This is a genomic window from Sphingobium sp. KCTC 72723, assembly GCF_014280435.1.
GTDB lineage: Bacteria > Pseudomonadota > Alphaproteobacteria > Sphingomonadales > Sphingomonadaceae > Sphingobium.
This window is the reverse complement of record NZ_CP060388.1, coordinates 3265226-3278777: the sequence shown is the minus strand read 5'-3', so window position 1 is coordinate 3278777 and position 13552 is coordinate 3265226. Positions and strand designations below refer to the sequence as shown.

The window sequence follows — 13552 nt, the reverse complement described above, 5'->3', positions numbered from 1 at the left end:
AGCGGACCGTAAAACCTTGATACAGGCGGCGTAACTGGCCAATGTCGTCGCCATCATGACCAACCGAACCTCGCCACCGTCCGCCCTTCGTGCCTTTCTGCGCAGCGAGGCGGCGGGCGGTATCCTGTTGATGGGTGCGGCGGCGCTGGCGATGATCGTCGCCAACAGCCCGCTATCGGCCGCCTATTTTCACGCGCTGCATGTGCAAGTCGGGCCGATGTCGCTGCTCCACTGGATCAATGACGGGCTGATGGCGCTGTTCTTCCTGCTGGTGGGACTGGAAATCAAACGGGAATTTGTCGACGGCCACCTGTCCACCTGGACCGATCGCGCCTTGCCCGCCATTGCCGCGGCAGGCGGCATGGCGGTGCCTGCGCTCGTCTATCTGGCCTTTGCCGGATCGATGCCGGGGCTGGCGCGTGGCTGGGCGATCCCCGCCGCGACCGACATCGCCTTTGCCATCGGCGTCATGGCGCTGCTCGGCAACCGGGTGCCTGCCTCGCTCAAACTGTTTCTTGCCACTGTCGCCATCGTTGACGATATGGGCGCAGTCGCCATCATCGCGCTGGCCTATACGACCAGCATAAACGGCCTTGCGCTGCTGGCCGCTGCTACGATCATGGGAACCATGTTCGTCCTCAACCGCGTGGGCGTAACCCGGCTTGCGCCCTATCTGCTGCTGGCCGCGCTGCTGTGGCTGGCGGTGCTGCTGTCGGGGGTTCATGCCACGATCGCAGGCGTGCTGGCCGCCACGCTGATCCCGATCCGCGTGACGCCCGGCGCGCCGGACAGCGCCGTCTCGCCATTGCATCGGCTGGAACATGGGCTGCATCCCTGGAGCGCTTTTTTCATCGTCCCGCTGTTCGGCTTTGCCAATGCGGGCGTATCCTTTGCCGGACTGGGGCTGGAACATCTGCTTGCGCCCTTGCCGCTGGGCATTGCGGCGGGGCTGTTCCTGGGCAAGCAGGTCGGCGTGCTGGGCGCGCTGTGGCTATGCGTGCGCCTGCGCATCTGCGCGCGACCGTCGGGCGCGAACTGGCGACAAATCTATGGCGTATGCCTGTTATGCGGCATCGGCTTTACGATGAGCCTGTTTATCGGTGGCCTCGCCTTTACCGATGCAATTTTGATGGACGAAGTGAAGATCGGCGTGCTGGGTGGTTCGCTGCTTTCCGCAATCGTCGGCTACCTTGTTTTGCGCACCGGGGGCAGGGCGCAACCGGCCTAAGCCAGCGTAGCATCCGCGCGCGACGCCAGGTCTTGATAGAGCCGCCGATAGGTGTCGATGATCGTCGTGTGGCTATAATCCCGCTCGACCCGCGCGCGCAGGTTCGCGGCCATCCGCGTCCGCACCGTTGTTGATCCCACAATGTCCATGATCGCTTCGGCGGTCGCGGTCGGATTGACCAGGGGCGTAATGATGCCCCCCGCGCCATCGACGCCACCTTCCAGCATTTCGCGGCAACTGCCCACGTCCGGCGCGACCACCGGGATGCGGCACGCGCCCGCTTCCAATATCACCAGTGGCTGCGCTTCGGACAGGCTGGTCAGCACGATCAGGTCGATGCGCGGCATCCATTCCTCTATCCGCACCCGTCCGGCAAAATCGAAACAGTCGCTCAGGCCGGAATCCCGCACCATCGCCGCACATTCTGCGGCATAGTCACCATCCTCGTCGGTCGGTCCCATCACCACGAAGCGGATGGCGGGGTCGCGTTCATGCACCAGCGCGGCGGCACGGATGAAAGTCTTGATATCCTTGATCGGCACCACGCGCCCGATCAACGCCACCAGCGGCGCGTCGGGATCACGCGCGTCCACCACATCGTCGAAGCGATCGAGATCGATGCCGTTGGGAATGACTCGCAGCCGGTCGGGTGCCGCGCCCAAACGCCGCTGCACATCGCTATTGGCGGCATAGAGCGCGACGATCGGGTCGCTGCAATCGTAACAGGCGGCGGAATAATGGCCGAACGCGCTGCGCCACAGGTCGCGCAGATCCTTGTTCTCCCGCTCCAGCGCCAGCCCATGGTCGACCTGATCGCCGATCCAGTCGGCCATCAACACCTCTATCTGCCGTTCCAGCTGATAAATCCCATGTTCGGTCAGGCATAGCGGCCGCCCCGTCTCGATCGTCGCACGCGCCGCGAACAGTCCCGCAAAGCCGGTCGAGATACTATGATAGGCCCGCGCCTTGGGCAACGGGGCCAGGCACATGCACAACAGCCCCCCCAGCAGGACATGCGACGCCCAAAAGAAATGGTGGAAGGACGAACGGTCGAAATCGTCGGTATATTCGCGTTTCAGCAGGGCAAAGGCCGCCTGATGCGACAGCAGGTCATGCACCTGCGGGGCAGGGGCAATGCCGCCCAGCGCATCCAGCAGCGCGCGCAACCGGTCGCTGCCGCCCTTGTGCAGAAAATCCGACGCCGCCTGCATTACCGCCTCTACCGGCGCATCGGGCAGCGACCGGGGCAGCTTGCGCTTGGTCGATAGCGCGATTTCGGTGACACCCGTGACGTTGGCGGGCGGCACGATCTTCCACACAGTGTCCGCGTCGTCCGGCTTGATCGCGACGATATGGAAATGCACGTCGGGCAGGCTGATCATCAAATCCTGAAGCCAGCCAGACACGCCACCCACGACATAGGGATAGGCGCCCTCCACCACCAGACAGATGTCCGCTTCGGGTGCCTCGATCGCCCGCTGGCCGCTTCTCCGCCGGGTCAGCGCCCGCAGGCGCTGCATCAGCATGGCTGCTGCGTCCACCATCGCGCGGCGGCGCGCAAGGCAGGGTCGGCCATCCCGCCATCGGCGGCCATATCCGCGCAGATCCGGTCGATCGCCGCATAGTCATGCGCTTTCCATCGATCGTTGAGCGTCATGATCTGTTGCCGGTCCGCATCCTCCCCGCTCACATCTCTGGCGATCTGTTCGCGCTGGGTTTGCGACAGCAATATGTCGAAACGGCTATGATCCCACAACAGCGCGCCGGTTCGCGTCGCATTGTCCCTGTCGCCTGTCGCCTGCGCCTGAGCATAGGCGGCGCGTTCCTCCGCCAGTCGCTGGGCGATCCGGGTGGCGGCGGCAGCGGCGAGCGCACGGATCGTCTGATCGTCGTCGGTCAGCGCTCGGGTCACCACCGGCGACAGGCGCGGATCGAAATTACGCACTGCCGTTTCCAGCGCGCCGCGCCGCTCATCCACCGTGCCATGGCGCAAGATGGTGATCAGCGATCCCAGCCCGTCCGGGTCGGGATGGCGCACCCGTCCGTCCAGCAGGCGCGCCACCATTGCGCCCGCGCCTCTGGCCGGAGCCGGTTTAGGGTCGTCCGATACTGCGCCGGACTTTCGCGCCGCGCCCGGCCAGAACCAGACCGACGCCAGCAATATGCCGCCAATCATGCCAGCCGGGCCAAGCGCCATGCCCACCATCGCCGCCACCCCGCGCGTGGTGTTTGCGCGAAACGCCAACACCACCGCCATCGATGACAACAGCATATGCCCGATCATTACGATGGCCGGATGCACCCCCGCCACGCCCGCGCCCGCCAGCAAAGCCAGGTCGATGACCGCCAGCAGTCCCAGCATCAGCATCAGCTGTTATTTTCACGCAGGACGACGAAATCGGCCAGCCGTTGATGGTCGCTCGTCGCATGGGCCAGCCATGTCGCCAATGCCGTCAAATCCGCGATCATATGCGGACCCATGCTGGCAAAGGGCAAATGGTGCAGGATCAATACCCCGTCCAGCCTGCCCTCGTCCCGCGACAATAAAGGCACCGCCACCAGCCCCGCGCCCGCCAGCACCGCCCGGTCCGACGGATTGGCCGCGTGCAATATCCTGCCCCCCGCCGACAGCGCGGACACCAGCGCGTGCGACAGGGGCGCTCGTTCCCGGTTGCACCCGTCACCGAACAGGATCGGCCATGCCAGGTCAGACCGGATATGATAGCAGGTGAAATCGTCGGTCCGGCACAGCATGGCGATCATCGCGCGCAGCAGCGCCTGCCGCTCCAGCCCGCTGACATGGGGCAGGCGCGCGGCAAGGGTCAGCATTTCGCTGGCCGTCCTGTCCTCCGTCGCGATCCGCTGTTGCAGGGTGCGGTTATTGCGCGCCAGACCGGCAAAGGCATCGGCCATCCGGTCCATGTTGCGCTTGCCCGTCCGCTGGATCGCGGTCAGCCGGGCGATCCGCCGGTTACGGACATTGGTGACTTCGCCGATGACGACGGCGGCGGCATACCAGAGCAGGGGTGGCAGCGAGAGGTCGAACATGGTCGCGAAATAGTCGCCGCCCGGCCGCACGCCATTGGTCGCCAGCCAGATCAGCGTCGCGATCCCCGCCGCTGCAAGGCCGGGCCAGCTACCATAGCCGATCGCCATGAGCAGCACCGGCAACCAATAGGGGCTGGGCTGGAAACTGGCAAAGCCGTCCCGCGCACCCCAAAACTGGTCGATCGCCAGCAATATCGTGAACATCACCGTCAGTTCGGCGGCGATGCGCCTGATCCGGCGACGGCCCATGTTGGGCGGGGGCGTAGCGTCGCTGCCGCTCATATCCCGTCCCCCAGCGCGCGGCGGATTTCGACCCGGCCGAATATCTGCCGCCCCGGAAAGCCGGGCCGCGTGATTGACGTCAGCCCCATCGCTGCATCCACCTGCCAGCGCAAACCGACTGGCGCGGACGCGGCCAGGCTGGCATTGGGACCGGACCCGCCATACCGATCGACCGTCCAACCCGCCCCGCCGGTCATCAGCACGGGGCCGATCGCGCTGCTGGCAAAGGCCTGCACCGTATGATTTTCCCGGTCGGACAGCGGCAATCGTTGCAGGCCGATCGCGTTATGAAGCAGGCTCTGCACATATTCCGCGTCCAGCCGATAACCCAGCGTCACCAGCAACGGCCGCCGCAGCAGGATATAATCGACCTGCCCCGCCAGCGTCAGCGTTTCCGCCGCATCGCTGACCCCGGCCACCCCATAGCGCCGCCAGCTCCCGTCGATCCGCCCGCGCAATTCGGGCAAAAATTGCACCGATCCGCCCAGCGTCAGTTGCGACAATGTGCCGCGATCCACTGCCTGTTCGGCAAAGGACAGGTCGGGCATATGGTGGACATAACCGATCCGCAACTGCGTATCGCTCGACCCATAGACCATCCGCACGCCGCCGCCCGCCACGCTATTGTCCAGCCAGATACCGCCAACGAAATCCACCCGCAGGCGCGGGGCCAGGTCGGCGGTGACGGTCAGGTCGGCCAGTGTCGCCTGATCGTCAATGTCATAGGCCAGCACGTCGTCGACGATCGCCGCATCCGCCTGCGTCGCGACATGCCGCACCGCGCCGCTGATCGCCAAAGTCTCGCTCGCCGTCACGGTGACGCGCGCGGTCCCTTCGACCTGGGTAAAGCCCGTTCCGTCGCGCAGCGTCACGCCGACTGCCGCCTGCCCGGCACCCAGCGCCATCGCCCGCCGCGCGCTTTTGTCCGTCGCACCGGCAGCACGATAATCCGCCGCCGCCGCGTGATGATCGCCATCGACGGCCACTACATCGGCCAGCAGCCGACGGACTTCCCTGTCATCGGGATGACGCTGCGCCAGCTTCTGCGCCTGCCGCCGCGCCTTGCCCACGAAACCGGACGCCAGATCGGCGCGGATCGCGACCATCGCCAGATCGCGCGCATCGTCCGCTGGCGGGTCGGCGTCGGGCGGGGGAGGGGCGTCCGCGTCATCGCGGACAAAAGCGACGATCAGGCGGCTCCCCTCCACGCGCGGCAACAGGCGCACGCCCGGATTGGGGCGCAGCAACAGGCTGTCGTCGTTCCAGCGCAGCGACTGGACATGGCGCTCTGCATCGCGTTCGAACCGGGCGATCGATGCTTCGTACACCGGACGGTCGAACCGCACCACCAGTTCATCGCCGCGATCATCCAGCCGCAACCTTGTGCGCTTTGGCCATGCAATGACGGAGGCAGATGGCGCGGGCGCAGCATAGACAACGCTATTCTCGCCGAAATCGCGCATATCGAAATCAAGCGGCGGGGGCGCGGCGGCCAGCAGGAGCAACGGCGCGATCATGGCTGCAATATCTTGCGGGCGCGGCCCGGCTGCCCATTGGCCAGCAACAGCCGCGCCTTATACGCCGTTAGCGATCGGTCGGCGGGTCGCGCGTCGATCAGGCCGTCGACCACGACCAGCGCCTGGGGCAGGCGACCCAGGCTTTCCAGCAATTCGGCCTGTTCGCGCGTGCCGGGCGGCGTGTTGGCCAGCGCCCGCTCCCGCCATGGCCGCGCCGCACCCTCGCCCTTTTCCTTGCGCGCCACATAGGCCATCAGCCGCAGCGCCGCCGGATCATCGGGATTGCGGCGCAGATAGCCGCCCACCAGCGTCCCCGCTGTGGCCGCATCGCCTGCATTCCACGCCGCCCATGCCAGCGCCATTGCATCCTGCCCGTTACCGATCCCCGCCTGCATCCGCCGCTCGGTCAGCTTGCGCGCCAGCCCCGGGTCCAGCCGGTCGGGCGCAGCGGCGGACAACGCGCGCAGTTGCTCCACCGACAGGTCGGGCCGGTCCAGCAGCGCGCGGAACAACCCCCGCGCGGCCTCATCATCCCCGGCGGATCGCGCCAGCGACAGCCGCGTCATCTGCATGTCCGGGCGGTCGGCCATCGGGTGCCGGGCCAGAAACGCCAATGCGTCACGTGGCGGCACGCGCTGCATATAGGGTTCGATCCATTCCCGCTGGCCCGTAGCCCGCGCCGCCAGCCAGCCAGCCTCGGGCGCAGCCGGACGCGGTCCCATCAGATACAGCAATCGTTGCGACAGCTTGTGCCGCACTGGCAGCTTCGCCGCGCCTCGTTCCAGCACGCCCATTGCATCTTCGCGAAATCCCGCCGCCAGCAACTGTTCGGCAATCGCGCCATGGTCCGCGCCGGGTCGCCTTGCACGCTCCATCAACAGGCTGCGCAACGCCCCCCGGTCGCCTTGTTCCCGCAAGATCGCTTCGCGCGCCGCCTCACGCTGCCCGGCGGGCAGCAGCAAAGCATAGCGCAACGCCCCATCACGATCCGCCGCGCGCTGCGCCAGCCGCATGGCCAGCCACGGGTCGCTCTGCCGCCATGGTGCCTTGGTCACGCGGTCCAGCCGCCCGATCAGGTCGATCTGCCCGGCCTTTTCGAACCGCCGGGCAAGGTCCAGCGCCAGCTTTGCGTCGGGCGCAGGGATGGCCCCATTCTCCGCCGCCAAGACCAGCATGTCGGGCCGGTTCGCGCCATAGGCCGCCTCTATAATGTCGCGCGCCGGCACCGCGCTGCCGCGCTGGACAGCCGCGTCGATCATCGCCTGCGCCCGGCCTGCATCGCCCAGCTTGCGGACCAATTCATAGTGGATACGCCACAGCGCGGGCGAACCCCCGTCGGCACGCAGATCAAGGAACGCCAGCGCCACCGGCCCGCGCCCTGCACGCTCCAGATCATGCACCACCTGCGCAGTAGTAACGGCAGCGCCCTGCGCCGTCAGCCGCGCGACTGCCTGCGCAATATCCGTTGCGTCGGCACCGGCAATCAGCGATGCGAGTTCCGGCGGCGCGGGCAAGGACGCGACCAACGGAGCGGGCCGGGCGGGCGCGGCACCCGGCGTCGCCGGGTGATGGTCCAGCGCCTCGCTCACTTCCACGCTTTTGGGGATCAGTAACAGGCTCAATGCCACAAGGGCCGCGCCGCCGATCAGCGGAACAGCCCATTGGTAGCGCGCTGTCTGTGCGCCCACGCTCATCCGCCCGGCTCGTCGACCAGATGGTCGAGCGCCAGCGTGGAGACATAGGGCAGAAACCCCGCCGCCCGTTCCCGCGCGTAGAGCGCCGCGACCTGTCGCCGGTCGGCGCTATGCCAATAATCCAGCGTCATGACGCGCAGCGCCGGATTGATCGCCTGCGCCGCGCGCAATCGGCTCGCCTGCCAGTCCCAATCGCTCTGGGTCAGCAACTCATAGTCTTTCCGCGCGAAGTTCCAGCGCGACGCCATAGCCTCGCCCAGCACATGGTTGATCGCGCCCGCCACGCGCGGCAACAGCGCATATCCCCGGTTCAGCATGATGGCGATGCCCGGAAAGCGCGCGCGGATAGCCAGGATCAGCGCGCCTGCTGCATCCACCATGCCTGCCTTGCCAATCGGGTCCGCCTGTTCCATTGCTTCGGCATTATCGGCGGTGTCGATGAAGATTCCATTATAGCCTAGCGCCAAAATGCCCGGAATGACTCGGTCCAGCAGCACTTTGCCCCATGCGGGATGGCGCAGGTCGGCCATGCGCGCGTCGGGCCAGTGCGGGTTCGCCGCCAACAACGCGCCTGCGGCCAGCAGGTCGGCATAATAGGGTCGGTTTTTTTCCACCTCGCCCAGACTGACATAGCCCAACAGCATCGCATCGGGACCACGCAGCGGCGCGATCGGGCGATCATGGTCGGGTTCCAGCACCAGCAATTGATAGTCCCGCGCCAACGCCGGGTCGCTATGCGCGCCATAATCGACCGCCCAGCGCCAAGGCTTCCCCCCGCCATCGGCCTTGGCCGCGCGCCCGCCCATCCCGGCAGCGACCATCGCCGCCCCGGACGCGATCAGCGTGCGACGGCTCCAGCGGAAAAGGGAAGCGCCCATGGTCAGAACCACCGTCCGCGCGCGCCGATGATCGCGGGATTATTCCCCACGAACAGCAAATAGGTCAGCTGCGATGTCGATTGCAGCACCACGGCCAGCCCCACCGCCGCCGCCGTCACAGCGCCGACCATATAGCCGCGCCCGAACGCGGCAAAGCCCAGATCCCAATCGATCAGCACCGCCGCCGCGCTCGCCATCAGGAAACTGCCCCAGATCAGCAGGATGCGGCCGAACAGGTCGTAATAGGACAGGATCACCGTCATCTGGATGGCGATCAGGTGGAACAATACGCCCAGCGCCGTGTGGCGAAAGGCGAATATCCCTGCGACATTGCCGCCCAGCGCATCGAACAACGGCACCGCAAATACCCATGCCAGCGCGGCAATGATAGACTGGACCAGCAGCAACAGCCGGAAATCGCCCAATATCACCCGCATCACCTGTTCGCGCGCCTGTTCGATCCGCTCCATCGTCGACGTGCCGGTGCAGCGCGCGATCATGTCGCCAAACGCCTTGTCGAATCGGGTTTCCGCCGCTATCAGGATCAGCGTCAGGCCCGGAATGATCGTCAAAATCCCTAAAAAACTGCCATAATCATTGATGGGGTTCAGCCGCAGCGCCCCCAGCGTCGCCACGCTGCCCGGCGCATTCCACAACAGCATCTTGTCGATCCACATCGCCCCGGCCGAAGCGCAGCCGGTCAGCACCAGCAGCACGGCGCGCTTGGGGTCGGGCAGGTCGGCGACGCCGAAAACCGGGGCGTCGCGGAAATGATGGCGCAGCGTCAGCAGCAACGCGATCAGCGTCACTGCAACCCCCGCCGCCAGCGCGGCCAATATCCGGTCCGGGGATTGCCCGATCAACAGTGCAGCGACAGCAACGCCCATGCCATAGGCCGTCATCACCATGCGATAGCGGTGGATCGCGGTCAGCAGGGGCGACACGATCCATATCTGCGTCAACCAGGTCAGCAACAGCGTCGCCAGCGATGCCTGGCCCAGCGACAGGCCAGCCAGGAAACCGAAAACCACCGACCCTGCGGCAAAGGCCAGCAATCCACCCCCCGCCAGTGCCGCCATCAGCAGGCCGGGAATATGATCGTCCGCCCCGGCATAAAGGCGATCCGCCACCAGGCGCACGGTCAGCAGGCTGATCGGCGCAGCCATCAGCGCCGACAGGCTGAACCCGTAGATCAGCACCGTCTGCACCATGGCGATGGCGTCGGGCGCGATCCGGCCCGGCATCCATTGCGCCAGCGCCAGCGTGGCAATGACTGTCACCAGCCAGGGACCGGCGCTGATCATCGCGCCGTAAGCAGCCGCCCCCACGACACCGCTCACGCCGCCGTCACGGGCCATTTTGGCCAGTTTGAACCCGATGCCGGCCATGATTGCGGGTTAGAGGATGAAGTCGTTCGCGGTCAGGACATGCCGCCCGGCCAGCGCGATGGCGAAATCGACGCTGCTGCCCGAATTGGCGCCTTCCACCACGGTATAATCGATCCCGCTCACCGTTTCGTAGCGATAACGCAATTGCCCCTCAGCGGTGATGGACGCGCCTGCGCCCGCGCGGAAAGTAAAGGCCTGATCGCCCCAGCTGAACAGCGACGCTCTGGCGTCGATGGCCGACAGGTCGATCTTGTCCACGCCGGACTGGAAATCATTGATGATGTCGCGGTTGCCGGATCCGGTCCGGCTGTCGAGCGTGGATTCAAAGCGGAACGTATCCACCCCATTGCCGCCGGTCATCAGGTCGCGGCCATTCCCCCCGATCAGCAGGTCGATACCGTCCCCACCATATAGCGTGTCGTTGCCCAACCCGCCGATCAGCGTGTCGTTGCCGCCCAGGCCATTGATGATGTCGTTGCCCCAGCCGCCATCCAGCCGGTCCTGCTCCGATGTGCCGTTGATCGTATTCGCACCGATCGTGCCGGTCGTCGTCACGCCTGCCACATCGGTCACGCGCACGCTGAGCGCCTGTGTATCGGTCAGGCCGCGCGCATCGGTGGCAACGACCGTGACGGCATAGACATTATCCTTGTTGGCATCGCCCGGATTTTCAAAGTCCGGTCCGGCCTTGAACGTCAATGCGCCCGTCGTCGCATTGATCGCGAACAGGCCGCCATCGTCTGCGCCCGCCTTGATCGCATAGGCGACCTTATCGCCCGACACGCTGTTGGCGTCGCTGGCTGCGATGGTTGTGACGGCGGAGGCATTTTCCGCGATCGTGAAGGTCGCGGTGGCCGCGCCGCTGCCGCTGGTGATGGTGGGGGCCAGATTGGCGGTATAGCCCACCGTCACGGCATGTTGACCAATTGCACCGATGTCGATCGTCACCAGTTCGCCGACCTGGCTGACGATGGTGCCGCCCGTGACCACGACCCAGTTGTTGCCGGGCGCCTGCACATCGACCACGACCTGCCCTTCGCCCTGAACCGAGAAGCTGAGCGTGCGACCGTCGCCGGTCAGCGACAACAGGCTGGCGCGCATGGGCAGCTTGGTGATGTGCGTCACATCGTCCGCCGCCGCGCCCACCGTGATGGCATAGGTGCCGCCATTGGCGGGCAGGAACAGGCTGTCGGCGTCATAGGCATACCATCCCGCCACGCTCTTGATCACCTGACCCGTGGTCAGATTGTCCAGATCGAGCGCGAATGTGCCGACGCTCTGCGGCGCGGCGACGGTTGCGGTGACGACATTGCCCGCGATGCTGGACGTGACGGTCGTTTTCTCAAACGCGCTGATCCGGTCGGCCAGTTCGCCCAGTGTCACGAATTCCATGCCGTAATTGGCGGCCATGGCGATATAGTTGGTGAACATCTGCTTGACGTAGGGGCTGGTGCCGTCCGTACTCCATGCCGTCGGGCCATAATCATGCCATGGCCACACCACGATCGGCGTTTCGCCATGCGCCGTGATTTCCTTGAACTCCGCCGCCCATTGGGCTTCGGCCTGCGCGACGGTCTTTTTCTGAAACTCCATCAGCGTGAAGTCGAACGCGGTGTTGGGCGCGATATAGACCTTGTCGGCTGCGGCATCAGTCGGCGTCATATAGCCGAACGCATTGGGATAGCCTGCACCGATGCCCGAATAGCCGCCCGATACATAGCTGTAATATTTCAGGATTTCTTCGGATGTTGCGATTTGCTCCGGCGCGCCGGGGACAGCGGCACCGTCGATGACCACGGCCTTGCCCAAAAACGCGCTCAATTGCTGTTCCAGCACCGCGCGCGACTGGCCAAATTCATAGGCGATCTGTTCGGCCGTCAGCACATTGGTATTTTCAGGATGGGTATAGCTGTGCGAACCCAGCTCATTGCCCATGTCCAGCAGCGACTTGTAATAGGGCAGGGACACGGCCCAGTCGGTCGTCTGGCCATTGGTGGCATCCGCACCGACATTGACATAATAGCTGCCGACGAAATTGAACGCGGACTTCCATTCGGCCAGGATCGGGATCATCTTGTCATAGATGCCTGCCGATCCATTCTCCGGGTTGACCTCGAACACTTCCTGGCTCTGGTCCATGTCCACGCGCGCGGCGGTGATACCGGCCATGCGAGTGATCTGGAGGCCCACCGAAATGCTCTCATTGCCATTGACCGAATAATCGATCGCCTTTTGCAGCATATTATTGTCGGCCATCACCGCGTCGCTGGAAAACAGCACATTGCGCCCGCCGGTCTGGGTGGCAATGGCGGCGGCATAATCCTGCCCCGCGACGGTCGCCGTGGCGATGGTAGTGCCGGTGCCGCTGACGCTGGTAAAACCGTTCCAGCCGACGCCGCTATATTGGTGGATCACTTCGCCCGACGCGTAGCCGTCCAGCACCAGGCTGCCTGCATCGCTGGCCTTCAACGTCACGTCGCCGGTGCCGCCGGTCACGCGCGTCGCGTCGAACAGCAACTTCATGCGCGCATAGCTGTCGCCAGCCAGCGCATTGCCCGCCGCGTCATTGGTCATGAACTCGCCCGCCGCGATCAGGCCGATGCCGAACTGCTTGGTCGCCTGCTCCAGCGCCTGGGTGATGGCTATGACCTGATCGGCTTGGACGTTGCGGAAGGATGGGAAGACGATCGAGTCATATTTGGCCAGCGTCGACAGGTTAGTCAGGTCCGCTTCGGTCAATATGTCGAAAGCCACGCCTGCCTGCATCGCCTGCGACTGTGCGGCCATGAACAGTTGCGAATAGGCCGTCGCGCTGAAATAATTGTTCGCTGTGGTCTGCGAATAGACTATGCCGATCCGCTGTGCCGCGTCCGCGACGACGCCGGTGTCGTTGAACACGGTAAACCCGCCTGAAGAATAGCTTCCCGGCAGAAAAACATTGTCGTTGACGTCCGCCAGCACGTCGATCGCGCCCGGTGTGCCGATCGCGCTTTTGGCCACGCGAAATTCCAGCAAAGTGCCGTCCGCTGAAAAGGCAGATGTCAATTTGGTGGGCAGCACCAGGGTCTGACCCGCGCCGCCCGAATACAGCGAAAGCGTGCCGTCTGCAGCGACATTGACATTATATTCCGCGCCACCGGCAAAGCCGAATATCTGATAACCCGTCGAGGCGTTGCGATCCGTATTCAGCCAAAAAGTCGTGTTCGCCCCGATGGCGACGCCCGATTTCAGTGCAAAGACGAAATCCGTTCCGTCCGACTTGGCGTAGATTTCATAGCCGGGGCTGATGCCACGATCGATCCGGTCCGCAGACGTCCAGTCATTCAGGTTGCCGTCGATGATCATGCTGTCAATCCCGCTCGTCTTGTCGCTGCCGCTATCAACCCGGTGATGATGGTGGAGCAGAAACCCACGCCCAGGATTCTATATCAAGGCATGGCAGTCTCAAAGCCCGTTAACTATGTAAAATTGCGGGATCAACTATAATATTGTCACAAATTCAGACAAATTTTGCTAA

9 protein-coding genes are annotated in these 13552 nt (G+C 64.8%); 1 reads left to right on the top strand and 8 read right to left on the bottom strand.

The genetic code is table 11. The features are described from left to right. Nucleotides 1-55: 55 nt before the first annotated feature. Nucleotides 56-1228 carry a Na+/H+ antiporter NhaA gene (gene nhaA, locus SPBM01_RS15970; RefSeq protein WP_188062595.1) on the top strand — a complete coding sequence of 391 codons (1173 nt, stop codon included), beginning with the start codon at nucleotides 56-58 and terminating at the stop codon, nucleotides 1226-1228. Here nhaA and pelF read toward each other — a convergent pair. The 8 genes from pelF to SPBM01_RS15930 are packed head-to-tail and all read right to left on the bottom strand — an operon-like array spanning nucleotide 1225 to nucleotide 13380. Next, complete coding sequence (gene pelF, locus SPBM01_RS15965; RefSeq protein WP_262504214.1) at nucleotides 1225-2754, bottom strand: GT4 family glycosyltransferase PelF; 1530 nt, start codon at nucleotides 2752-2754, stop codon at nucleotides 1225-1227. The genes nhaA and pelF overlap by 4 nt on opposite strands. Continuing rightward, on the bottom strand, nucleotides 2748-3596 hold the full coding sequence (locus SPBM01_RS15960; RefSeq protein WP_188062594.1) for a hypothetical protein: 849 nt from the start codon (nucleotides 3594-3596) through the stop codon (nucleotides 2748-2750). The genes pelF and SPBM01_RS15960 overlap by 7 nt, the downstream gene beginning before the upstream one ends. Next, entirely contained in the window at nucleotides 3596-4558 is a 963-nt protein-coding gene (locus SPBM01_RS15955) for a hypothetical protein (RefSeq protein WP_188062593.1), read from the bottom strand. Before SPBM01_RS15955 ends, SPBM01_RS15960 begins: the two co-directional genes overlap by 1 nt. Beyond that, entirely contained in the window at nucleotides 4555-6075 is a 1521-nt protein-coding gene (locus SPBM01_RS15950; protein WP_188062592.1) for a hypothetical protein, read from the bottom strand. The genes SPBM01_RS15955 and SPBM01_RS15950 overlap by 4 nt, the downstream gene beginning before the upstream one ends. Continuing rightward, on the bottom strand, nucleotides 6072-7769 hold the full coding sequence (locus SPBM01_RS15945) for a hypothetical protein (RefSeq protein WP_188062591.1): 1698 nt from the start codon (nucleotides 7767-7769) through the stop codon (nucleotides 6072-6074). Before SPBM01_RS15945 ends, SPBM01_RS15950 begins: the two co-directional genes overlap by 4 nt. Then, nucleotides 7766-8647, bottom strand: a complete 882-nt coding sequence (locus SPBM01_RS15940) for an endo alpha-1,4 polygalactosaminidase (RefSeq protein ID WP_188062590.1) — start codon at nucleotides 8645-8647, stop codon at nucleotides 7766-7768. Before SPBM01_RS15940 ends, SPBM01_RS15945 begins: the two co-directional genes overlap by 4 nt. Before the next feature lie 2 nt (nucleotides 8648-8649). Next, nucleotides 8650-10035, bottom strand: a complete 1386-nt coding sequence (pelG, locus tag SPBM01_RS15935) for an exopolysaccharide Pel transporter PelG (protein WP_188062589.1) — start codon at nucleotides 10033-10035, stop codon at nucleotides 8650-8652. Between the two features lie 9 nt (nucleotides 10036-10044). Beyond that, nucleotides 10045-13380: a M10 family metallopeptidase C-terminal domain-containing protein gene (locus tag SPBM01_RS15930; protein ID WP_188062588.1), complete on the bottom strand. Its 3336-nt coding sequence runs from the start codon at nucleotides 13378-13380 to the stop codon at nucleotides 10045-10047. Nucleotides 13381-13552: the final 172 nt, after the last annotated feature.